Here is a 23,222-nt window from a genome sequence, read left to right on the forward strand (position 1 = left end):
ATATTATCTTAATTTATGACTGAATATCTCTAGATTAGGGATGATACCTTTTGAGGCTTTAAAGATATTTATTTCCTTTAAGTCGTTACACTTTGCAATTTTAAACTCGTATCTGCTTTACACAAAATTGCACTTATAAGCCTGTTGTCAAAAAAGAGAAAGCATAAAATCACTTCATTTACAGTATTCTTCCTAAAACGGATCAGCTATAGAACAGCTATTCACTGTATATTGTCTATTGCTTGTTTTAGAGTATCTTGTCCGGCTGCGCCAATGAGTACTTTATTACCGATAATGTAAGAAGGTGTTCCCGTAATATGAAGTTTAGAGGCAATTTGAATATTTTCTTTCAAGGTGTTTTGCAGATCAGGATCTTTTATTGCATTACGGAGTTTTTTTTCATCTGCTCCTAATGAAATAGCTATTTTTATAGCTTTGGCTTCATTCACGCGCCCCTTATGCATTAAAAGTGCTTTGTGAAACTGTGGATATTTTTCTGAAAACTGTTTTCGAAATGCATAGGCAACGCTATGGACCGCTATAGAATCAGGTCCTAAAATCGGCAAATCCTTGATAATAACCCGTAGATCTGGGTAATCTTTTATCAAGTTTTCTATATCTGAATAGGAGCTTTTACAATGTTGACAGTTGTAATCAAAAAAATCAACAAGTACTTTTTTACCATTTGGATTGCCCAAAACAGTGTCATGAGGAGAATGAAAAATCTCCTTTTCTAATAAATGGATGACAGAGGTTTGTATTTGACTTTCGTATTCATTCTGTTTTTCTAGCTTGTCTTGAAGGATAAGCTGCATTTCAATCATAATTTCTGGATGAGTAAGAAGATACTCTCTCACAATTTGTTGAATATAATGAGAATCAATATGGGGGGTAACTTTTTCTTTAAGCTTAGATAAAAAGTTAGAATCCTCCAGAAGTTGTATTTTAAGATTTTCTAAGTTTAAATGATCTGCTGTTTTGGGGGCTGATGTTGCGTTTGATAAAGAAGGGGGAAAAATTAAAATACTCAACATAACAGGGGCTAAAATTTTTAAGACAAGTGTTATTTTTGAGTTTTGAGGTTGATGAGTCATTTGTATCCCTTCATATTTTCTATTTGTTATTGGGTGAACTATATGAAAAGCGTTATCTATGTGCAATAAAGCATTCGCTATAGTGTATATTCACGAATAAGCAAAAACATCAATTTTTCTCTAACAAGCTTTATATGATGCACATTTGCAAAGATTATGTTCTTTGGAGGATAAAAAAACTCTCTTTAATTTGTCAAATGTTGTTTTGATAAAAGGGTGTAAAAAAGCTTTTTATGGGTATTTATTGTGGAAAAAAGCGGGGTGAGCATACAATGAAGTGCAGCTGTATTGATTTTTTACTGTTACTTTATTGAGTAGTGTGAAACAAAATTAAATCATGAAAAGTGAAATTATGAAAACCACAACGCATTATGAGCTGTTTATCATTGGGGGAGGTATAAACGGGTGTGGATTGGCAAGAGATGCAGCTGGACGCGGTTTTAAAGTAGGATTAGCTGAAATGAATGATCTTGCATCGGGGACATCAAGTGCATCAACAAAGCTTATTCATGGAGGGCTTCGTTATCTTGAACATTATGAGTTCAAACTTGTTCGTGAAGCGTTAAAAGAACGTGAGATCATATTACGTATAGCTCCACATATTGTGCGTCCTTTGCGTTTTCTTCTTCCTTATCATAAAGGATTGCGCCCTGCTTGGATATTGCGTTTTGGACTTTTTATTTATGATTATTTAGGGAAATGGAATCAAAAGTTGTGGCGCAGTAAAACAATTAATTTTTCAAAAAAGTTTTGCTCTACACTGAAGAAAGAATATCAGAGAGGTTTTGAATATTCTGATGCCAGAGTCGATGATGCCCGTTTAGTCATTGCCAATGCGCGTGATGCAGAAAAATGGGGAGCGGATATAAAAGTACGGACAGAAGTTCTCTCTTTAAAAAAAGAAGACAAAAAATGGCGTATTGTTCTACAAGATAAGTTAAGTGGCAAGAAATACAGTATCACAGCCTCTTATGTCGCGAATATGACAGGTCCGTGGATTAATCATGTTTTGACAAGTGTATTAAACTGTAAAGAACATCCACCAGTACGGCTTGTAAAAGGTTCTCATATTTTGGTTCCCAAGCTTTATACGCATGATCGTGCTTATATTTTTCAAAATGGTGATGGGCGTATTGTATTTACTATTCCCTATCAAGAAGATTTTACCTTGCTTGGAACCACAGATTGTGATTATCAGGGAGATCCGGCCAATGTTCATATTACTAACACAGAGATTGATTATATCTGCGCAGCAGCTAGTGAATATTTCATACAACCAGTATCGCCTAAAACGATTGTTTGGTCTTACTCTGGAGTTCGCCCACTCTATGATGATGGATCTTCAAAGGCACAAGAAATTACGCGCGATTATGTTTTAAAAGAAATGGGAACAGGAAGTACACCAAAGATTCTTAATCTTTATGGTGGAAAAATTACAACTTATCGTAAATTGGCTGAAGATGCAATGAAATTCGTTGAAAAAGCGCTTGGTAAAAAGGGGGCATCATGGACGGCTAATGCAATTCTTCCTGGCGGTGATTTTCCTTATAACCAATTAAATAAAATTGAAAATAGGATTGCTCTTTTGACGCCAGATTTAGATGCTTTTACACATCGCAGACTTGCTCGCTCCTATGGTACGGAAGCATTGGTGATATTTGCAGATGGTAAGGCGAATAGAGGAAAAAATTTTGGACATGGACTTTATGAAATAGAAGTAAAATGGTTGATGGAAAAGGAATGGGCGAAAACAGGTGAAGATGTATTATGGCGTCGTTCAAAACTTGGCCTTTTCTTTAATGAGCAAGAGGTTGAGACTCTTTGTTTCTATATGCAAAGCCAAAAAGAAATTGAAAAACGTTTATAGTCGTTTAGTTTTACAGGTTTTATCTGCAATATTGTAAAATATTTTTCTTCAGGAGTCTTGATACGAGCCATACACATCGAAAGAATATTGTTTGTCTATATTTTTAGTTTAGTTTTTTTTCAACAGCCATAAAATGGCAAAATTGTATGGAATAAGAAATCTTTGCTTTTTATTGGAGAAGAAATAGAAGCACTTTCTGTTGCATTTGATTCACGATGAATTGAAAAAGGCTGAAGAAAACTGAGCCTTTCATGGGAAGTTGTGGAATGTTTTCGTTTATTATTTAAAACTCTGTGCTAAAACGTGTAAGGATAGGAGATTAATCGACATAAAAAGAGCTTGCAAATGAGTTTTTTACATTACAGATGAAAATCTTCTTTTTTGGTGTTTATATACTTTAGCATTCCTCTATGAAAAGTGTGGTTTAGTATGCTCATAATGGTCTCAAAGAATGAAACTTTCTATAAACGAGAAGGTAAGTATTTTTTGCGTATGAAGAGAGAGCTATGAGGATATAAGAGCAATGACCTCATGATATTTTATAATCTTCCATCGCCTATAAAATTTGCAGTAGCGCCAATGTTGGACTGGACAGACCGGCATTGTAGGTTTTTTTATCGTCTTTTAACAAAAAAAGCACTCCTTTATACAGAAATGGTGGTAGCAGATGCCGTCATTCATGGTGTTCGCGAACAATTGTTGGCTTTTAGCCATAAAGAATGTCCCGTGGCATTACAATTAGGGGGAGAAGATCCAAAAAAGTTAGCAGAGGCTGCACGGATTGCTGAAGATTTTGGTTATAATGAGATAAACCTCAATGTTGGTTGTCCATCAAATCGTGTTCAAGCAGGTGTATTTGGAGCTTGTTTGATGTTAGATCCTGATACTGTGGCAAATGCTGTGGAAGCCATGAAAAAAGTGGTTACGATACCTGTAACGGTCAAATGTCGTCTTGGGGTCGATGATCAGGATGAAGAATTAGCTTTAGATCTTTTAGCGGAGAAAGTTTGGAATGCAGGATGTGATGCTCTTTGGGTTCACGCGCGTAAAGCGTGGTTAAAAGGATTGAGTCCAAAAGAAAATCGCAATATTCCGCCCCTCAATTATGAAAGAGTTTATAATTTAAAACGTAAATATCCTCATCAATTCATTGGGATAAATGGTGGAATTAAATCAATTAATGAGATAAAAGAGCACTTGATTTTCTGTGATGCTACCATGGTTGGTCGCCAAGTTTATCATGATCCAACTTTGTTAAAGCATATTGATTTTGAACTCTATGGTGAGTCGCAGAATAATTTGAGTGAGAGTGATCTTATTGAAATCATGTGTGATTATGCGGCTCGACATATTGCATCGGGAGGGCGTCTTTCTCACGTGACACGTCACATGATTGGTTTATTTCATGGGCGGGGAGGGGCACGTCGATGGCGGCAAATATTATCAAATGAGGCGACAAAACCAAATGCAGATATCTATATTTTGAAAGAAGCTTTTTCCGCTCTCATGGGATAAAAGCGGGACATTGACATGTGTAAAGCTTAGATCCTTTGTATTTTGATTTTTTCGCGATAATTTTGATCATTTGAATTTTATAGTTTTGGGAAACTTATAATTTTTATTATGGAAAGAATATATATATTAAACGGCATGCTGATGACATCTATTAGACAGAAAAATAGAATATAAAAATCATCGCGTTTACAATATTTAATATTTTTAAAACACTGTTTAAAAAAGCAATAAATTATTCATACCCTATCTATATGACGTGATTTTCATGAAACATTGTAGATTTTAAAAGGTATTCTCATGACCGCTCGTCCATTTGATGATTTTCGTGCTTTGCTTACAAATTTACCTGTTGCTGATGAGTTTTCTATAATTTTGGCTAAAAAACGGCAAGAAAATTTAACAAAAGCGCGAGGATCATTAGGAAAACTAGCAGATATTGCTATTTGGTATGCGGGATGGAGAGGTACAGAAAAACCTCTCGTAACGCGACCTTTGGTTGCTATTTTTTCTGGAAATCATGGTATCGTAGAAGAGAATGTTACACCATTACCACAATCTATGACACAAAAGATGGTTCAAAATTTTGCATCTGGAGGAGCTGCTATCAACCAAATTTGTATAGCTTATGATCTTGGATTAAAAATTTTTGATTTAGCACTGGAATATCCAACAATGAATATTACGAAAGATGCCGCAATGGATGAGCGGAGTGCGGCTGCTACAATGGCATTTGGCATGGAATCCATTGCTGGTGGGACAGATCTTTTATGTATCGGTGAAATGGGGATTGGAAACACAATAATAGCTTCAGCTTTATGTTTTGCATTATTTGGAGGAGAAGTTGAAGAATGGACAGGAAATGGTATGGAATCGGAAGGGGATTTGTATCAGCGTAAAATAACAGCGGTTAAGACAGCTATTGCTTTGCATAAGGAGCATTTTAACGATCCTTTTGAGATAATGCGTCGCTTGGGAGGACGTGAAATTGCTGCTATGGTTGGCGCTATTTTAGCAGCAAGAATGGAAAAAATACCTGTTATTTTAGATGGTTTTGTGGCAACAGCTGCTGCTGCTATCCTTTATAAAATGCATCCAAGAGCTCTTGAACATACCCTTGTTGGACATGTTTCTTCTGAGAAAGCTCACCATAAACTTTTAAAAAAAATCGGCAAAGAACCACTTCTGGATTTGGGGATGCGCCTTGGTGAAGGGGCAGGAGCCGCTATGGCTGCTGGTATCGTCAAAGCTGCTGTTTTAACACATGCGCAAACGGCCATTTTGGAACAAGAAAGTTTAAATACTTAAAAAAGAATGATGAAAAGGATATAAAAAACTTTTAAGTTTGTTCATTCGCTTTTTCATGTAATTTAATATAATTAAGTGGAAGTTCTGTTGTATATTTAATCTGTTCCATTGCAAAAGAAGATGAAACATCACGGATATCAATTTTAGAAATTAATTTTTTATAAAAAAGATCATACGCTTCAATATCGGGAACGACAACACGCAATAAATAGTCAATATCTCCACTCATTCGATAAAATTCAATGACTTCACGGAATTCTTGCACAATCTTTGAAAAACGCTTAAACCATTCATGGCTATGGGTGTTTGTACGAATAGAAACAAAAACAGTAACGTGCGCATTTACTTTTTCTGGAGAAAGAACGGCAACGCGACGCTGAATAACACCATCTTCTTCAAGTTTTTGAATTCTACGCCAACAAGGAGTGGTCGAAAGCCCTACTTTTTTAGCAATATCAGCGACAGAAAGTGTTGCATTTTCTTGCAAAAGATGTAGAATTTTTCGGTCAAGACGGTCCATATTTTTTCTCAATATTTTAGTTTATAAAAATTTACGCACTAAATGACGCAAATAGACAATAAGCTCATCGTTAAACCATGGATTTTTCTGTAACCAAGAAGTATTTCGCCAGGATGGATGAGGTAAAGGCATAACATTATAACCTCGAGGCTGAGAAATAGAAAGGATATTTCTCCAATCACGAACGGTTGCTGAAACGGTTTTATGTTTTAATTCTGTAATATGCCACTTTTGCGCATAACTGCCAATAGCAAGAACAAGCTTTATTTGAGGCATAGCTTGAAATATCTTTTCATGCCATATTTCTCTACATTCACGTCTTGGCGGCAAATCAGCTTTATTTTTGTCATAACCTGGAAAACAAAATCCCATAGGAACAAGTGCAAAGAGAGATCTATTATAAAATTCTTCTTTCGTTACATTAAGCCAATCACGTAATCTTTCGCCAGAGCGATCATTAAAAGGAATAGATGTCTCATGAACACGCAATCCTGGTGCTTGTCCTGCAATTGCAATCGAAGCCGTATGGGATAAATAAACAACAGGATTTGGTTCATGAGGAAGAGGAGGAAAATAATGTGGCTCTTGGATACAAACCCGACAGGAATAGATTTTTTTTTCAAGTTTGATAATTGGGCTACTTTGTTTCATTGGTCAATAAAATTTAAAAATACTTTTTTATTCTGTGCGAGGATGTGCTTTGCGCCACTCTTTGGGGCGTTGAAAACTTGATGCCCATATTCCTCTTTTTTTTCTTTTGGCTTCTTGCTCTTCTTTGGGGTAATCATAATAGCTTACAGCCCAACCATTCTGTACAAGTGTGGCGTTGATATTGCCCACTTGTTTCGTTTGACATGTTGCAAGGATACGGTGATATTTATCTATTTTATGCCAGTGACATGTAACAGATTGGTTTTCTACCAATCGTTCTAGATATTTTTTTGCCTCAAGCCCACAAGGGTATCGTACATCTTTTTTTCCACAAAATTGGCGAAGTTCAGGAGCATCAATGCCAACCAGTCGAATCTTGATGGAAGAAATCATGATAGAATCGCCATCCATAATAAGTGGCTTTCCTTCAATAGAATTTTTAGAAGAAAATTTTTCTTGTTGAGGAAACGGTTGAGTCTGCTTAAAATAAGTTGCCATAATGATAAGAATGCTAGCAGTGACAAAAATGCTAAAACCGATGATTTTTTTTAAGCTTCTTAAATTAAAATGGGAAAAAAAATTTTTCATGAAATAAAGAAACTGCCACTATCATTATAACGCATTCTATTGAGCATTGCTTATAATCGTTTCAAAAATTTTATTCACATGACGAAAAAACATTCCGTTTTAATGATAAAATTTTTGTTAGATATCACAAAAATAAAATATGCACGCAGTATAATATGTAAGTAACTTAAACAATAAATCAACTTAGCAAAATCTGCATAAATCATATAAATTTAAAGTTATACAGATTTTAAAATAAAATTAAAAAAAACACTCCTCAGAAAATAACTTTGAAGAGCAATAATCTCACGTTTCTTTTGGAGTATAAAATCTATCGATAATAATTGGCTGATTTATTTAATTTTTGTTTCCTTAAATTCAACGTGCTTTTTTACAACTGGATCATATTTACGTTTGCTCATTTTATCTGTCATCGTACGGCTGTTTTTCTTTGTTACATAGAAAAAACCAGTATCTGCAGTTGATAAAAGCTTGATCTTAATGGTTGCTGCTTTAGCCATAATGTAAAAACCCTATTTATACTGAAAAAAATATTATCGCTGTCAGAACTTATTTCCGACATCATCAAATTTTCCGGCAACAGTACGGATGTTCTCAAAAAAGTCAAGAGCTGATTAATTTTTTCATAAGTTGGACAAAGACCAAAATGACATATAAACCAAAAAAAACAGCCATGGCTATTGAAAAACCAAAGAGATCAAAGATATCCATGGATTTTCCGATAAAGGTCGGTCCTATGAGCATACCAATTCCATAGCAAAAAATAAAAGCAGAATTAGCAGCAGCAAGTTCTTGCCCCCTAAGACGTGCTCCTAGATGTGCAAGACCAATTGTATAAAGGCTCGCTGATACACCACCTAGAATAAATAGATCAAACATCAGAATCCATGGATATTGAATAATCCATGGTACTATAAAAGTTCCCACAAAACCTAATATAGCACAACCTATCAGCGGATAGCGTCGATCTTTGGCATAGTCGCTTAACATGCTGATAGGAATTAAGAGGAAAATATTCCCGAGTGCAAGGGTTGCCATAAAGTGTGCTGCTTCATTCTCATTATAACCAATGGATAAACTAAAGGGAATTATAAGCGTTAATGTGCCCATTTGAATGGCTCCATAAACAAGGGCCGCCATCATCGCGCTTGGAACGTGAAAAAGATAACGAAAAAATGGCGTATATTGATTTTTTTGAAATTCTGGACTTAATTTCCAAGCTGCAAGAATTGGTATAGTAGCAAGTATAATAAGGCTACAGCCAACAGCAAAAGGAATAAATCCTTGTGTTCCTACTTTTGCTAGCAGTGTTAGACCTATCACAAACCCTAATCCTAAGACAATAGCATAAATAGACAGGATCAAACCGCGTTTTTTGGGGGGAGCATAACTGTTGATCCAAAACTCTGATAGGATAAACATAACTGTCATAGTAAAATGTAATATAAACTTTAAAATGAACCAAACCCATATGAATTCAAAAAAATAGAATCCTAAAAAACTTAAAGATCCTATCGCCATCATAAGCAATATTGTTTGAGCGATGCCTAAACATAAAGCAATTCGAGACGTAAAAATAGCGGCAATAATTGTGGCGATTCCACCAACTGTTCCACTATAGCCGATCGTACTGTTGGAAAGTCCTTTTTCTGCCATGAGAAGAGAGACAAGTTGTGTTCCCATTACTAATGCTGTTCCAACAATACCAATGGTTGCAATAGCGGCAATAATTGCATGTAAAGAATTATTTTGAAAGTCAAAATTTTTTTTCATGAAAATGGCTTAAGGTACTTTTGTTTATCCAAACAACGAAAAGGTGAGCTGAAATGAAAGAAAGATCAAATCAACTTTTGCAGATTTACTCACTTCATTGAGTATAAAAAATCTGCAATACTTTCAATACAAATTAAAATATATGCTCTTATATGTTAAAGAAAGCATATTGTATACATAAAATAATATAGATACTCAATATTATAGACAGTTTCTTAGTTTAAAGCATTATGAGTTTATTTATTATTAACCATTGAAGAGGAGATAAAAAGCTTAAATTATTTTCAATAAAACTTTTTATCATTTAAAATAAAAAAAGACGATAATAAAAATTTAAAGAATATTTTTTTATTTTTAACTAATATTTTCTTTTTCCATAAAAACGGCGCTTTTGTTGTTTTAATTTGTTTTTATGGTAGGATGTCGATGAAAATTTGATTGGACGAGGCTCTGTTAAGAGTTCAAAGCCTAAAGAACCAGCAAAAGGTTGTACAGTTATAAGTTTTACTTCTACAATATCACTGAGCTGATAGCCTTTATGGCTATGTTGTCCTACAAGAATATGTTGCGCTTCATCAAAATGATAGTAATCATTTTTAAGTGTAGAAATATGGACAAAACCATCTGTATTGAGTTTATCAAGTGAGATAAAAAGGCCTGCTTTTGTGACTCCAGAAATGCGGCCTGTAAAAACACGGCCGATTTTATTCGTTAAATAGTGAGCAACAAGCCGATCAATCGTTTCTCTTTCAGCCATCATTGCACGACGCTCATATAAAGAAATTTGCGTAGCAATTTCTGCAAGATTCTGTTCTTGTGTATCCGTTAATTGATCATTTCCTAGTTTAAGAGCTTTAATGAGTGCTCGATGAATAATGAGATCAGCATAACGACGAATTGGTGATGTAAAATGTGTATAGTTCTGCAAATTCAAACCAAAATGGCCACTATTTTTAGGATTGTATTCTGCTTGTGATTGTGAACGCAAAATAACTTGATTGACTAGTTCTTTTTGTTCGGTATGAGCAACCTTTTCTAAAATTCTATTAAGGCGTGCTGAAGTTAATTCTGCACTTTTGGAGAGGGATATCCCTAAACTTCGAAGGAAATTCCGCAATATTTCTTGTTTGGCAAGAGAGGGTTTGTCATGAATACGATAGATGAGGGGCTGATGATGTTTTTTTAATGTTTCAGAAGCAGCAATATTGGCTTGTATCATAAACTCTTCAATCAAACGATGAGCTTCTAAATGTTCTTCACTCACAACATCTTGGATGCATCCATTTTGATCAAGAATAATTTTTTTTTCTGCTATTTCTAATTCTAGTGGTTGTCGACGATCTCGCGCTGCTTCAAGGCATGTATAAGCTTCCCATAAAGGGTGCAAGATATTCTCAAGCAGGGGAGCGATTTTTTTATGGATATGTCCTTTTTTTGCCAATTGTACTTCTTGATAGGAGAGTTTAGCTCTTACACGCATCATAATACGATGAAAACTATGTTTTTGTTTATTACCGTTTGCATCAAAAATCATACGAACGGCTAAAGCTGGTCTTTCTTTTCCTTCATGCAGAGAACACAAATCATGAGAAAGGGGTTCAGGCAGCATTGGTACAACGGTATCGGGAAAATAAATAGAATTTCCGCGTTTTAATGCTTCTTTATCTAAAGCACTTCCTGTTTTGATATAATAAGAAACATCCGCAATGGCCACAATAATAATCCAACCACCATTATTTGTAGGGTCTTCATCCTTGCTTGCATAGACTGCATCATCATGGTCTTTTGCATCTGGTGGATCAATCGTAATAAATGGCAATTGTCGCCAATCTTCGCGATTATCCATATTGGCAGCTTTGATATGTTTAACTTGCTCAAGAACGCTTTCAGGAAAAATATAAGGAATTCCTTTTGAGAGAAGAGCAATCATTGAGAGCGTTTTCTCACTCTTAATATGCCCTAAAACATTTTTTATTTGCGCACTTTTCAGTCCATAACCAGTATTTTTTTTTATTTCAACTTCGACGAGATCACCCGTTTTAATCTTCATTTCTGGAGACATTTCAACGATGAGCTCATTGGTTTTTCGGTCTATAGGCTCAAGACGCCATTGATTATTTTCCAACTTGCGTACAATACCAAATGTGCTCTTTGGGGATACATCAATTTTACGAATAATTCGCCCTCTATAAGAGGGATTTTGAGAATTTTTATTTCGAAAAACTTTTACAAGAACATGATCTCCAACGCCAATGCTTCCTCCCTTTATGTGATGAAAAGAGTGTATTTCAATATTGGGCTTTGAAGTATCTTCCCATTCAAGAGGTTGTGCAATAAAATCACCATCTTTATCACGACCGCTAATTTTTACTAAAGCAACAGGGGGTAATTTTCCTTTGTTTATTCCTCTTTTGCGCTGTTTAGATATAAGATTTTGATCCTTTAATGCACGTAATATATCTTTAAGCCAGATATGAGAATCGCCTTTTAAATTAAAAGCTTTAGCTATTTCTCGTTTACTTAATCGATCAGGGTTTTCATTGATAAAGGAAAGAATTTCTTCCCTATTGGGCAATCTTTCTCCCCTGACTGAGGAGAGGAATTTTACGTTTTTTTCACCTTTAGCCAAATTTTATGTCTCTTTTGTTTTTGCTTTTGTTTTGGAAGAAGCTCTTTTTGACGTTGTCTTTTTACGCGATGCTTTAGCCGATATAAGTTCTAATGCCTCTGAAAGTGTTACACTAATGGGATCTTTATCTTTTGGCAATGTTGCATTAACTTTACCCCAATTGGCATAAGGACCATAACGTCCATTGCGCACGGTGACAGTTCCTCCTTCTGGATGCTCTCCTAATGTTGCCAATGCTGCAGATGTTGTTCTGCTTTGCTTTGTTTTATTTTCTTGTTGTTCTGCCAATACTGTAACAGCGCGATTGATACCAATATCAAAAACTTCATCTGCATGAAGAAGGCGCGCAGATTTTCCATTATGGCTAAGGTAGGGACCATATCGTCCAATTGTCGCCGTGATTATTTTTCCAGTTTCAGGATGGACACCAATTTCACGGGGAAGAGATAGTAAAGCCAAGGCTTTTTCAAGGGTTATATTTTCTGCCTGCCATTCTTTTGGTAGTCCTGCACGCTTAACTTCTTTGCTTTCACCCAATTGAATATAGGGACCAAAACGGCCATTGCGAAGAGAGATATCTTTTCCGGTTTCAGGATCAAGACCAAGCATAACAGGTTCGTCATTGCGCACAGCTTCATTCTCTTCTTCTGTATCTGTACCAAGTTGGCGTGTGTATTTACATTCAGGATAATTGGAACAGCCAACAAACGCACCATAACGACCGAGTTTTAATGATAACTGACCATTTTTACACAGAGGGCAGGAACGCACATCACTTCCGTCTTCGCGTTCAGGAAAGGCGAGAGGTGCTAATGTCACATTTAAAACATCAAGAACATTGGCGATACGGAGTTCTTGGATATTGCTAATAGATGCATTAAATCCATCCCAAAAATCGCGTAATACGTCTTTCCAAGAAAGTTTGCCATCAGAGATAAGATCCAGCTTTTCTTCAAGATCTGCTGTAAAACCATATTCTACATAGCGATTAAAGAAATTTTCAAGAAAGGCTGTAACAATACGTCCCCTAGCATCAGGAATAAGTTTGCGCTTATCAATGAAAATATACCCACGATCACACAATGTTGCCAATGTGGAGGCATAAGTTGAAGGACGACCAATTCCTAATTCTTCAAGCTTTTTAATTAAGGAGGCTTCAGAATAACGGGAAGGGGGCTCTGTGGTATGTTGTACAGATTCAACCTTTTCTTTTGTAAGTGCTTCACCCGTGTTTATTTGTGGTAAACGTGTTGATTCATTTTCTTCATTATTTTCTTCGTCTCGTTGATCCGTATAGACGGAAATAAACCCGTCAAAACGAACCACAGATCCTGTTGCACGAAGATTTGCACGGTTGTCTCCTTGTTGAGCCTCAATTTCAACAGTTGTACGTTCAATTTCAGCAGAACGCATTTGGCTGGCAATAGCGCGCTTCCATATCAGCTCATAGAGCTTTGCCTGATCACTGTCGAGAAAATTGCGGACTTGGTCGGGGGATCTTTGAAAATCTGTTGGACGGATTGCTTCGTGTGCTTCTTGCGCATTTTTTGCCTTTGTTGAATAAAAACGCGGTTTTTCAGGAACATAGTCCTTTCCAAAAGATTCATGAATTACCTTTCTTGCTGCATCAATGGCTTCTGGCGCTATTTGCACACCATCGGTACGCATATAAGTAATAAGTCCCGCCATTTCACCGTTAATTTCAATTCCTTCATAAAGCTTTTGGGCAATTTGCATCGTGCGAGAAGCTGAAAAGCCTAATTTTGAAGAAGCCGCTTGTTGTAGTGTAGAGGTTGTAAAAGGAGGAAAAGGATTTCTTTTTGTAGGTTTTGCTTCAACACTGAGTGTGTGATATTGGGCCTTCTCCAATATAAGGCGAATTTGATCTGCTTGTTCTTGAGATTGAATATCAAGTTTGCCAATTTTCCTTTGATTAAACATTGTCAATCTTGCTTGGAAATGATCATTTCGAATGGTTTTTAACTGTGTTGTAATGGACCAATAATCTTCTTTGACAAAATGTTCTATTTCTGATTCACGATCACAAATAATCCGTAAAGCAACCGATTGAACGCGCCCAGCTGAACGTGCACCAGGGAGTTTACGCCATAAAACAGGTGAAAGTGTAAAACCAACGAGATAATCGAGAGCACGACGTGCAAGATAAGCTTCGACAAGTGATGTATCGATATCACGTGGATTGTTCATAGCATCAAGCACAGATTTTTTGGTAATGGCATTAAAGACAACTCTTTTAATAGGTTTATCTTTTAAAACTTTTTTTTGATGAAGAACATCCAGAATATGCCATGAAATAGCTTCCCCTTCACGATCAGGGTCTGTTGCTAAGATAAGGCTATCAGCTTCTTTAACGGCTTTTGCTATTTCATTTAAACGTTTAGCAGCAGCAGAATCTATATCCCATTTCATCGAAAAATCTTGATCCGGTAAAACTGAGCCATCTTTTGCAGGCAAATCACGAACATGTCCAAATGATGCGACAACTTTGTATTGAGACCCAAGATATTTATTAATTGTTTTTGCTTTTGCTGGAGATTCAACGATAACGATATTCATAATTTTACCCGAATATTGAAATAAAGATTTTTTTTATAAACGCCTTTCACGCGAATAGCTAATAGCAATTGCTTAAGAACACATAAAAAAAATATTAGCCATATAAAAAACATGAATATTGTACAACTTGTGATTGTTATTATTAAAGTGCACCCTATATAGAATTACACGATTTATTTTCCACTGTTATTACAAAAACGTACGGCGAAATACTAAGATAACGTCTATTGAGAGGTAGGAGGGGAAATGCTCAAGGATAGAGGATTATGTTTATAAATCATTTGAAAGTTATCCAATATATTACAGACATGTCAAAGCAAATGAATCAGATGGCGCGTCAGGCGCATAGTCCGCTTTTAGCATTGCTTTTGGATATGGTTGCCAAAGAAGGGCAAAGTATTATTAATAGTGCTGAGGCTCTTGGGGAAGATCAAGATTCGACAATGACACACAACCACCAGAGTGTCGAATAAGCTTTCCAGCAAGCTCAAGTTCTACCAATAAGAGGTAGAGAGCTGGAAGTGGAACACCTGCGTGGGTACTGAGTGTATCTATGTCGATTGGCGTTGTTGAAAGAGCACAGAGAACTGCTGCGCGTGCTGCATCATCATCTGTTAAAGAGGGATAAGTTTTTTTTTCGTCTGCTGAATTAAAATTCTCCTTTTCAAGTTGTAAAGAGGATGGTTCCTCAAAAAAATTGAGTTGGGAATTTGGAAGCGGTGAAATTAATGGTGTAAGTGTTTCGATGATGTCAGAAGGATGTGTGGTGAGGAGAGCGCCGTCCTTGATGAGATTGTTTGTACCAACAGACCTTGGATCAAGTGGAGAACCGGGGATGGCAAAAATCAACCGTCCCATTTCAGCTGCTTGGCGTGCGGTAATTAAGGACCCTGAACGCAGGGCTGCCTCCACAACCAACAGACCAAGTGATAGAGCTGCAATAATACGGTTTCTTCTTGGAAAATCGATAGCACGCGGCTTCCAAGAGATGGGCATTTCGCTGATGATGGCTCCACCATTGGCGATGATATCTTCATGCAACTTTTTATTTTCAGGAGGATAAATATGATCAATTCCCCCAGCCATGACTGCAACAGTTCCTGTTTTTAAGCTTGCTTGATGCGCAATGCTATCAATTCCACGAGCAAGCCCAGAAATTGTTACAAAGTCTGCTTCTCCGAGAAAATGCGCAAATTGAACTGTAAGCTTTTTTCCAGCAGCTGAAGCATTTCGAGAGCCTATAATTCCAATCGAAGTTTTTTGAAAAATTGAAACATTCCCTTTGATAGCAATAAGTGGCGGAGGGGCTTCTGTAACTTTCAGAAAAGCTGGATAATCTGGTTCTCCCATACCGATAAACCGAACACCTAATCTTTCAGCTTCTTGTATTTCTTTTTCTGTATCTTCTAAGCTTGCTATTTTAATAGATGCAGAACCACCCCCTTTTCTAATAAGCTCTGGCAGCGCTGCTAAAGCATTTTCTGCTGTTTTATAATGATCAATGAGACTTCGAAAACTAACAGCTCCAATATTTTCACTGCGCAATAACCGTAACCAGCTTAGACGTTGACGATCAGTAAGCAGGATTCCTTTATTTATCTCTGTTGTGCGTACCAATCTTACTTTCTTCCCCACTTAATAATCTACTGATATTCGCAGAATGTTTTATGAACACAAATAGGCTCATCGCGATCAGCATACAACAGAAATAAGAATCGGAAAAATAAAAAACAAATATCGGCGTGACTGTAACGGCAATAAGCGCAGATAATGAAGAATAACGCGTGAGGAGAAAAATCGCACTCCATACAATAATAAAAATAATTGCTGCAGGCCAATAGATTCCTAAGCAAACTCCTAGATAGGTCGCAACACCTTTGCCACCTTTAAATTTAAGCCATACGGGAAAAAGATGTCCTAAGAAAGCGAAAAAACCCGCTAGAGAAACAAGGATACTATTGTCGAGCGGATCACTAAAAAACTTTATAACGAAAACAACGATAGCTCCTTTTAACATATCACAAAGAAGTGTTAGAGCAGCAACTTTTTTATTTCCTGTTCGTAAAACATTTGTTGCTCCAATATTGCCGGAACCAATTGTTCTTATATCGCCAAGTTTAGCTAATCTCGTAAACAGAAGACCAAATGGAATCGAGCCAATGAGATAAGATACGAGGAAAATAAACCATGGAGTGGACTGAAAAAATATTTCTGCTTCATTCATTCAAAAATCTCATTACGTTTGTTGGTCAAGTTTAAAAACGGATTTCCCTTTTACAAAGGTTTGGAGTACACGTCCTTGAAAACGTGCATTTTCAAAAGGGGTGTTTTTTGAACGTGAATGGAACTTCTCTGTCGAAACAACCCATGGTTCTTCAAGATCAACCATAATAAGGTCTGCATAAGCACCCTTTTTGAGTGTTCCTGCATTGAGTCCAAAGAGCTTTGCAGGCGTTGTTGACAAAAGTTCAGTTATCCGGAGAAGAGATAGGCTCTCATCATGATAAAGACGCAAAGTTGCACTCAATAAGGTCTCCATACCAATAGCACCAGCTGCTGCATCATTGAATGGTAAATGTTTTGTGTCGATACTCTGAGGGTCATGGGAAGAAACAATGATATCTATCGTCCCATCTCTTATTGCTTCAATCAGTGCTATCCGGTCTTCTTCTGTACGCAATGGGGGCATGAGGCGGAAAGAAGTTTGATATTGGCCAATGTCATTTTCATTGAGAGATAAATGATTAATCGATACACCGGCTGAAATTTTCTCACCGCGTTGTTTGCTCAAGCGAAGGGCATCAACAGAGAGCGCTGTCGAAATCTGAGCGGCATGATAGCGTGTTTGCGTTAATGCCGCTAAGCGCAGATCTCTTTCAAGTGGGATAACTTCTGCTTCGCGGGGGATGCCAGAAAGACCAAGCCAACTGGCAAGCAGTCCTTCATTCATTACGCCTTGTCCTGTAAGATCTTTATCTTGCGTTTCGTGGATCAATGGGACATCAAAATCGCGTGCATAAGTCATTGCACGTCGCATAACAGATGAATTTTGAAGTGTTTTTTTCCCTTCACTAAAAGCAACGACTCCTGCATCCTTGAGCAAACCAAATTCGGTTATTTCTTGTCCGTTGAAACCTTGTGTGATTGCCGCAACGGGATAAATATTGACCGATGACATTTCTCCTGCTGTGCGCTTAATAAATTGAACGAGAGCGACGTTATCAATAACTGGACGCGTGTCTGGCATCATAAGAAAGGAAGTAATACCACCGGCTGCGGCTGCTTGACTTGCAGATGCAATTGTTTCACGATTTTCATTTCCTGGTTCTCCAACAAAAACACGCGCATCAACAAGTCCAGGGAGAATTGCTTTGTTTTGTGCGTTAATAACTTCTGCTCCTTCAGGATTTCCCTGATTCAGTGCTTCTTTTCCAGCGGCTATAATCCGTCCATTTTCAACAATAACTGTACCAATTTCATCAATTGCGCGTGAAGGATCAATAATACGAGCCTGTTGAAAAACAATTGGTTTTATCATTTTTTTTCTCCATTGATCTTCAAGCGTGAATCTAACAAAGCTTCCATGACAGCCATACGCACTGCAATTCCCATTGCTACTTGTGTATGAATCATACTTTGTGATCCATCGGCTATATCGGATGCAATTTCCACACCACGGTTTATGGGCCCAGGATGCAAAATAATGCAATTGTTCTTGGCATAGGCTAAATTTTCTTTATGTAAGCCAAAATAATGAAAATATTCACGCGTAGAAGGAATAAAAGAACCAGTCATCCGTTCATGCTGTAAGCGTAACATCATGATAACATCAGCATCTTTCAGGCCTTCTTTCATGGTGTGAAAAACCTCAACACTCATATGATTAATTTCGGTGGGTAAGAGTGTTGAAGGGGCAACAGCACGAACACGAGCACCCAAAGCATTAAGACTAAGGATATTAGAACGTGCAACACGTGAGTGCAAGATATCTCCGCAAATGGCAACCGTTAATCCTTCAATACGACCTTTTGCTCTTTTAATGGTGAGAGCATCTAATAAAGCTTGAGTTGGATGTTCATGGGCACCATCACCGGCATTAATGACACAACAATCCACTTTTTGTGCTAATAAAGCTGCTGCTCCTGCACTGCTATGGCGAAAAACCAGTATATCTGGCTTCATCGCATTAAGCGTTGCAGCTGTATCAAGTAACGTTTCTCCTTTTTTTACAGATGAGTTGCCGATCGCGACACTCATCACATCTGCTCCCAACCTTTTGCCTGCTAATTCAAAAGAAGATTGTGTTCGCGTAGAGGCTTCAAAAAAGAGATTAATTTGAGTCCGTCCGTACAAAATAGACTTTGTTTTATCAATTTTGTTAGAAAGGATAACGTTTGCTTCTGCACGATCAAGCAATGTATTAAGGTCTTGGACGCTCAGATCTTTAATCGCTAAAAGATGTTGATGAGGGAAAAGTGAAAAAAAATTATCTTGAATCATAGCATTCTTCTTTATCTCTCTTTAAAACGGATTAAACAAGCATTTGTTTGAATATGATAAATGTTTCTTAACTCTAAAAAGACAAATAGTCTATGATATGAATGATTTGAATATAGGAATAGACCTATGAGTGCTGTCTCTGCGCAAAATGCTCGTCGAAAAAATACATTTCTTAGCGATACGCTTATGTTTCGTATGGCTTCTACTTTGCCTAAGTTTTTACTAGCAAGCTTTGAAGAAATAGGGGATTTTGCCGCGAGTCGAGAAGCATGGAAGCTTTCTTGCTCAGCGAATCGTTATAAGCCTTTATTGTGTTATAACGATGAATGGGGACAGCAGGTAGAAAAATTAGAAATACATTCTTCCTATCAAGACCTTCAACAATATTCTAGACAAGCGGGGTTGGTGACCTCGCTTTGGGAAAATACTTCTTCAGAAAATGGAGTACGTTATCAAGCACGTGCGATTCGTTTGGCTTTATCTGCTGGTTTAGAAACAGGGCATTTGAATGAGGTTATTATAACGAGTGCAGCGATTGCTGTCTTAATTAGTGATAGTGAGCTCTTCAAAAAATGGCAAAATGTCCTTTTGTCACGCCAATATGATTCTTCATCAAAGCCTATTCATCATAAAAAATCTGCTTCTCTGACGTGTGCCTTTGATGATATTGAACAATACGCTTTCAATTTTCCAAGTGTTAAGAAAATTTCTTTCGATGAAAATATGGAACGCGATCTGTATCGCTTAAATGTCGTAAAAACCAATGTTATTAATCCTACAGCTGATGGATACCTTGTTAGTGCAGATTTAAATGGTCATTTAAGTTGCTTTTTTGTTCCACGTATACAGGAAAATGGTGCATTAAATGGACTGATATCGATTCGTCATTTAATTCAGCGTTCTGGAGAACTTTTAACACCAGAGGGGGTTGTTGATTTTCAAGGCAGTTATGGCTGGCTTTTGGGAAATGCTGGAGAAGGTCTTAAAGTTATTAAAGATATCGAGACGATGATGCGTTTTGATCAATCTGTCATATCGGCAGGTGTTTTGCGCGCTGCCCTTCAATTTGGTATAGATTTTTTCCGGAAAAAAATGCCAAATCAGCCTTTACCACCACTGACAGAACGTATTTTTGCAGATATTGCATTAGATATTGCTGCTTCACAAGCATTGGTTTTGCGTTTAGCGCGAGCCTTTGACAATGCAGCAAATGACCGTTCTGAAGCCGCTTTCGCGCGCATTATGACACCTATTATTGCTTATCACGTCAGTCAGTTGGTTATGCCTATTATTGGTGAAATTATTGCACAACTTGGTATTGAAAGCTTTATAGAAAATAATCCATTATCACAAATGTTGCATAATGGGCCTGCGCGAATTGTGAGAAATAGTTCTGCTAATCAATTGGTAAAGGATGCCATTCTTATTGCTGAAAAGGCACCGGGATTGTTTCAGAAATTGTTGGAAAAAATTGCTCTTGATATTGGACCAGCAGGACCACGCGCCATTGAAATTATTAAGTCTGCCGGTGATATGGCCGCTGCAAATGAAGGTGCAGGAAGGTTTTTTGTTGAACAAGTAGCCTATGCAGCAGCTGCTGCGTCATTACGTTCTACGGATATAGAACATGTTGCAAATGCCTATATGGAAAGCCGACTTGGAGGACAATGGAGATCTTCTTACGGGATGCTCATTGCGCGCTATAATGCAGGGCATTTGCTTAATGTTCTCTATCCTTCCATATGATGAAAGTTTTGAATTCTATCGAGAGCACCTTGCAATATAAAAGCAGCTGCTGCCGAATCAATTCTGCTTGCTCTTTTAGTGCGCGATACATTCATTTCTAAAAGAGAACGTTCTGCGGCAATGGTTGATAAGCGTTCATCCCAAAAAATAAATGGAATTTCTGTATACGCTTTCATATTACTTACAAAAGCTTTAGTTGCTTGAACACGAGAGCCACTGCTTCCATTCATGTTAAGGGGTAAGCCAATGATAACAACGCCCACATTTTCATGATCAAAAATTTTAATCAGTGTGTGAGCATCTTCTGTAAATTTTTTCCGCTGGAGAACAGGACGCGGATTTGAAATAATTAGCCCCATATCAGAAATCGCAATTCCAATCGTTTTTGTCCCTAAATCTAAGCCTGCTATTGTTTGTCCAGGCAAAAGATGTGTCATAACTTCATTGATATTAATAACAGTCATAAGAATTATAATACGTTTTTTAATGTTTCAGATCTATAATTATATTCTTTATTCATGTTATCTAATATCCTTGCGCTTGTAAGCGCAGCCTTGTATAGCCAGAATAAAGATTAATAAATAAAAGAAAACAGAAAGGCGTAAAGAGTATGTCTGTTGATCAAGAAACCGTTAAGCGGGTTGCACGTTTAGCGCGGATTGCCATCCACGATGATGAGGTGGAACCTATGACAAAAAAATTTAATGCTGTTTTAGGTTTTGTAGAGCAATTGAATGAAGTTGATGTCAGTGAAGTTGAACCATTAACATCTCTGATACCGATGACTCTACGAATGCGTGAAGATCGTGTTACAGATGGCAATAAAGCAGCAGATATTGTCGCCAATGCCCCTGTTACAGAAGAAAATTTTTTTCTTGTCTCAAAAATTGTTGAGTAACTTTTTATATTTTTGAAATTTGAGAACCAATATGACTGATTTAACAACCCTCACAATTGCACAAGCTCGTGATGCTCTCGTAAAGAAAAAGCTCAAAGCAACGGAACTAACGGAAGCCTATTTAAAAGCCATAGAATTGGCTAATCCAACTTTGAATGCTTATGTAACAATAACAGCAGAACAAGCAAGAAAAATGGCTGTTGAATCGGAGGACCGCTTGGCGAGAGGAGAGGGGGGGCTTTTAGAAGGAATTCCCTTAGGAGTTAAAGATCTTTTTGCAACCCGTGGTGTTCATACTCAAGCTTGTTCAAATATCCTCGACGGTTTTAAACCCCATTATGAATCAACTGTTACTGCTAATTTATGGCAAGATGGTGCCGTAATGCTAGGAAAACTTAATATGGATGAGTTTGCTATGGGTTCCTCTAACGAGACATCGTATTATGGTCCCGTTATTAGTCCATGGAGAAAAAAAGGCTCGAATGAAAAACTTGTTCCTGGTGGTTCTTCGGGTGGATCGTCTGCCGCTGTTGCCGCACAAATTTGTGCGGGTGCAACAGCAACAGATACAGGTGGCTCAATACGTCAACCAGCAGCTTTTACGGGGACTGTAGGAATAAAGCCAACTTATGGACGTTGTTCACGATGGGGCGTTGTCGCGTTTGCTTCATCTCTTGATCAAGCTGGACCTATTGCTAGGGATGTTCGTGACTGTGCTATCTTACTCAGATCAATGGCCTCTTTTGATGAAAAAGATTCTACTTCCATGAATTTACCAGTTCCTGATTATGAAAGTTATCTTGGTCAATCAATTAAAGGAATTAAAATTGGTATTCCAAAAGAATATTATCTGGATGGAATGTCTTCTGAAATTATTGAACTTTGGCAAAAGGGTATAAATTGGTTAAAAGATGCAGGCGCTGAAATACACGATATTTCTTTGCCTCATACAAAATATGCTCTACCTTCTTATTATATTATAGCGCCTGCAGAAGCTTCTTCTAATTTAGCGCGTTATGATGGTGTCCGTTTCGGTTTGCGTGTGCCTGGAAAAGATATCATTGAGATGTATGAAAATACGCGTTCTGTTGGTTTTGGTGATGAAGTCAAGCGTCGTATTTTGGTTGGGACTTATGTTCTTTCATCAGGTTATTATGATGCCTGTTATCTAAGAGCTCAAAAAGTAAGAACACTCGTAAAACGTGACTTTGATCAATGTTTTGATTCAGGCATTGATGCTATTCTTACACCAGCAACACCAACATCTGCTTTTGGTATTGCTGATGAAAAAATAAAAAATGATGCTGTCGCAATGTATCTGAATGATATTTTTACGGTACCAATTAATATGGCTGGTTTACCAGGAATTTCTGTTCCTGCCGGTTTGTCATCAAATGGTTTACCTCTAGGATTGCAACTGATTGGTAAACCTTTTGCTGAAGAAATTATTTTTCAAATAGCATACATTATTGAACAAGCCGCAGGAATATTCTGTGCAGAAAAATGGTGGATATAATCATCAAATTTCACAAGAAGGCATTTCTCATCAATGCTGAAAA

General features: G+C 37.2%; 20 protein-coding genes. 7 read left to right on the top strand and 13 right to left on the bottom strand.

Going from position 1 to position 23,222, the window contains the following annotated elements; translation table 11 throughout:
* Positions 1–221 precede the first annotated feature (221 nt).
* Entirely contained in the window at positions 222–1,094 is an 873-nt protein-coding gene (locus tag PVV70_RS01725) for a DsbA family protein (RefSeq protein ID WP_273757691.1), read from the bottom strand.
* 334 nt (positions 1,095–1,428) lie between these two features.
* Here PVV70_RS01725 and glpD point away from each other — a divergent pair, with 334 nt between their 5' ends.
* The 3 genes from glpD (at position 1,429) to cobT (ending at position 5,781) form a co-directional block, all read left to right on the top strand.
* Positions 1,429–2,961: a glycerol-3-phosphate dehydrogenase gene (gene glpD / locus PVV70_RS01730; RefSeq protein ID WP_273757772.1), complete on the top strand. Its 1,533-nt coding sequence runs from the start codon at positions 1,429–1,431 to the stop codon at positions 2,959–2,961.
* 531 nt (positions 2,962–3,492) lie between these two features.
* On the top strand, positions 3,493–4,476 hold the full coding sequence (dusA, locus tag PVV70_RS01735) for a tRNA dihydrouridine(20/20a) synthase DusA (protein ID WP_273757692.1): 984 nt from the start codon (positions 3,493–3,495) through the stop codon (positions 4,474–4,476).
* 297 nt (positions 4,477–4,773) lie between these two features.
* Positions 4,774–5,781: a nicotinate-nucleotide--dimethylbenzimidazole phosphoribosyltransferase gene (gene cobT, locus PVV70_RS01740; RefSeq protein WP_273757693.1), complete on the top strand. Its 1,008-nt coding sequence runs from the start codon at positions 4,774–4,776 to the stop codon at positions 5,779–5,781.
* Positions 5,782–5,812: 31 nt separating this feature from the next.
* Here the strand turns inward: cobT and PVV70_RS01745 are convergent, their stop codons facing one another.
* The 7 genes from PVV70_RS01745 to topA form a co-directional block, all read right to left on the bottom strand.
* On the bottom strand, positions 5,813–6,301 hold the full coding sequence (locus PVV70_RS01745) for an Lrp/AsnC family transcriptional regulator (protein WP_005773501.1): 489 nt from the start codon (positions 6,299–6,301) through the stop codon (positions 5,813–5,815).
* A 21-nt stretch (positions 6,302–6,322) separates the two neighbouring features.
* Positions 6,323–6,952: a uracil-DNA glycosylase family protein gene (locus PVV70_RS01750; protein ID WP_273757694.1), complete on the bottom strand. Its 630-nt coding sequence runs from the start codon at positions 6,950–6,952 to the stop codon at positions 6,323–6,325.
* A 27-nt stretch (positions 6,953–6,979) separates the two neighbouring features.
* The gene (locus tag PVV70_RS01755; RefSeq protein WP_273757695.1) at positions 6,980–7,540 is read right to left on the bottom strand and encodes a thermonuclease family protein; all 561 of its coding nucleotides are present in this window, start codon (positions 7,538–7,540) and stop codon (positions 6,980–6,982) included.
* 332 nt (positions 7,541–7,872) lie between these two features.
* Positions 7,873–8,040 (bottom strand): 50S ribosomal protein L33, encoded by a 168-nt coding sequence (gene rpmG, locus PVV70_RS01760; protein WP_004864083.1) that lies wholly within the window; start codon positions 8,038–8,040, stop codon positions 7,873–7,875.
* Between the two features lie 103 nt (positions 8,041–8,143).
* The gene (locus PVV70_RS01765) at positions 8,144–9,313 is read right to left on the bottom strand and encodes an MFS transporter (protein WP_273757696.1); all 1,170 of its coding nucleotides are present in this window, start codon (positions 9,311–9,313) and stop codon (positions 8,144–8,146) included.
* A 358-nt stretch (positions 9,314–9,671) separates the two neighbouring features.
* Positions 9,672–11,942 (bottom strand): ribonuclease R, encoded by a 2,271-nt coding sequence (rnr, locus tag PVV70_RS01770; protein WP_273757697.1) that lies wholly within the window; start codon positions 11,940–11,942, stop codon positions 9,672–9,674.
* Positions 11,943–11,945: 3 nt separating this feature from the next.
* Complete coding sequence (topA, locus tag PVV70_RS01775) at positions 11,946–14,519, bottom strand: type I DNA topoisomerase (RefSeq protein WP_273757698.1); 2,574 nt, start codon at positions 14,517–14,519, stop codon at positions 11,946–11,948.
* A gap of 266 nt (positions 14,520–14,785) precedes the next feature.
* On the opposite strand from topA, the gene PVV70_RS01780 reads away from it, so the two are divergent.
* On the top strand, positions 14,786–14,992 hold the full coding sequence (locus tag PVV70_RS01780) for a hypothetical protein (protein WP_005773510.1): 207 nt from the start codon (positions 14,786–14,788) through the stop codon (positions 14,990–14,992).
* On the opposite strand, the gene dprA is transcribed toward PVV70_RS01780, so the two are convergent.
* Genes dprA through PVV70_RS01800 form a run of 4 tightly spaced genes read right to left on the bottom strand, consistent with a single transcriptional unit; the run spans position 14,922 to position 19,019 of the window.
* Positions 14,922–16,136: a DNA-processing protein DprA gene (gene dprA, locus PVV70_RS01785; RefSeq protein ID WP_273757699.1), complete on the bottom strand. Its 1,215-nt coding sequence runs from the start codon at positions 16,134–16,136 to the stop codon at positions 14,922–14,924. The genes PVV70_RS01780 and dprA overlap by 71 nt on opposite strands.
* The gene (gene plsY, locus PVV70_RS01790; RefSeq protein WP_273757700.1) at positions 16,111–16,743 is read right to left on the bottom strand and encodes a glycerol-3-phosphate 1-O-acyltransferase PlsY; all 633 of its coding nucleotides are present in this window, start codon (positions 16,741–16,743) and stop codon (positions 16,111–16,113) included. The genes dprA and plsY overlap by 26 nt, the downstream gene beginning before the upstream one ends.
* A gap of 12 nt (positions 16,744–16,755) precedes the next feature.
* Positions 16,756–18,057: a dihydroorotase gene (locus tag PVV70_RS01795; protein WP_273757701.1), complete on the bottom strand. Its 1,302-nt coding sequence runs from the start codon at positions 18,055–18,057 to the stop codon at positions 16,756–16,758.
* Positions 18,054–19,019 (bottom strand): aspartate carbamoyltransferase catalytic subunit, encoded by a 966-nt coding sequence (locus PVV70_RS01800; protein WP_273757702.1) that lies wholly within the window; start codon positions 19,017–19,019, stop codon positions 18,054–18,056. Before PVV70_RS01800 ends, PVV70_RS01795 begins: the two co-directional genes overlap by 4 nt.
* 126 nt (positions 19,020–19,145) lie before the next feature.
* On the opposite strand from PVV70_RS01800, the gene PVV70_RS01805 reads away from it, so the two are divergent.
* Positions 19,146–20,765: an acyl-CoA dehydrogenase family protein gene (locus tag PVV70_RS01805; RefSeq protein WP_273757703.1), complete on the top strand. Its 1,620-nt coding sequence runs from the start codon at positions 19,146–19,148 to the stop codon at positions 20,763–20,765.
* Here PVV70_RS01805 and ruvX read toward each other — a convergent pair.
* Positions 20,750–21,229 carry a Holliday junction resolvase RuvX gene (gene ruvX, locus PVV70_RS01810; protein ID WP_273757704.1) on the bottom strand — a complete coding sequence of 160 codons (480 nt, stop codon included), beginning with the start codon at positions 21,227–21,229 and terminating at the stop codon, positions 20,750–20,752. The genes PVV70_RS01805 and ruvX overlap by 16 nt on opposite strands.
* A 146-nt stretch (positions 21,230–21,375) precedes the next feature.
* Between ruvX and gatC the strand changes: the two genes are divergently transcribed.
* Positions 21,376–21,663, top strand: coding sequence for an Asp-tRNA(Asn)/Glu-tRNA(Gln) amidotransferase subunit GatC (gene gatC, locus PVV70_RS01815; RefSeq protein WP_273757705.1), 288 nt, complete (start codon positions 21,376–21,378; stop codon positions 21,661–21,663).
* A 31-nt stretch (positions 21,664–21,694) separates the two neighbouring features.
* Positions 21,695–23,179: an Asp-tRNA(Asn)/Glu-tRNA(Gln) amidotransferase subunit GatA gene (gene gatA, locus PVV70_RS01820; protein ID WP_273757706.1), complete on the top strand. Its 1,485-nt coding sequence runs from the start codon at positions 21,695–21,697 to the stop codon at positions 23,177–23,179.
* The last annotated feature ends 43 nt before the right edge of the window (positions 23,180–23,222 follow it).

The organism is Bartonella sp. AU55XJBT (genome assembly GCF_028618525.1).

Bases quoted from the DNA above. Each gene is read 5' to 3' on its own strand.
- PVV70_RS01725 (WP_273757691.1), bottom strand. From the start codon at position 1,094: ATGACTCATCAACCTCAAAACTCAAAAATAACACTTGTCTTAAAAATT.
- dusA (WP_273757692.1), top strand. From the start codon at position 3,493: ATGATATTTTATAATCTTCCATCGCCTATAAAATTTGCAGTAGCGCCA.
- cobT (WP_273757693.1), top strand. From the start codon at position 4,774: ATGACCGCTCGTCCATTTGATGATTTTCGTGCTTTGCTTACAAATTTA.
- PVV70_RS01745 (WP_005773501.1), bottom strand. From the start codon at position 6,301: ATGGACCGTCTTGACCGAAAAATTCTACATCTTTTGCAAGAAAATGCA.
- PVV70_RS01750 (WP_273757694.1), bottom strand. From the start codon at position 6,952: ATGAAACAAAGTAGCCCAATTATCAAACTTGAAAAAAAAATCTATTCC.
- PVV70_RS01755 (WP_273757695.1), bottom strand. From the start codon at position 7,540: ATGAAAAATTTTTTTTCCCATTTTAATTTAAGAAGCTTAAAAAAAATC.
- rpmG (WP_004864083.1), bottom strand. From the start codon at position 8,040: ATGGCTAAAGCAGCAACCATTAAGATCAAGCTTTTATCAACTGCAGAT.
- PVV70_RS01765 (WP_273757696.1), bottom strand. From the start codon at position 9,313: ATGAAAAAAAATTTTGACTTTCAAAATAATTCTTTACATGCAATTATT.
- topA (WP_273757698.1), bottom strand. From the start codon at position 14,519: ATGAATATCGTTATCGTTGAATCTCCAGCAAAAGCAAAAACAATTAAT.
- PVV70_RS01780 (WP_005773510.1), top strand. From the start codon at position 14,786: ATGTTTATAAATCATTTGAAAGTTATCCAATATATTACAGACATGTCA.
- plsY (WP_273757700.1), bottom strand. From the start codon at position 16,743: ATGAATGAAGCAGAAATATTTTTTCAGTCCACTCCATGGTTTATTTTC.
- PVV70_RS01795 (WP_273757701.1), bottom strand. From the start codon at position 18,057: ATGATAAAACCAATTGTTTTTCAACAGGCTCGTATTATTGATCCTTCA.
- PVV70_RS01800 (WP_273757702.1), bottom strand. From the start codon at position 19,019: ATGATTCAAGATAATTTTTTTTCACTTTTCCCTCATCAACATCTTTTA.
- PVV70_RS01805 (WP_273757703.1), top strand. From the start codon at position 19,146: ATGAGTGCTGTCTCTGCGCAAAATGCTCGTCGAAAAAATACATTTCTT.
- ruvX (WP_273757704.1), bottom strand. From the start codon at position 21,229: ATGACTGTTATTAATATCAATGAAGTTATGACACATCTTTTGCCTGGA.
- gatC (WP_273757705.1), top strand. From the start codon at position 21,376: ATGTCTGTTGATCAAGAAACCGTTAAGCGGGTTGCACGTTTAGCGCGG.
- gatA (WP_273757706.1), top strand. From the start codon at position 21,695: ATGACTGATTTAACAACCCTCACAATTGCACAAGCTCGTGATGCTCTC.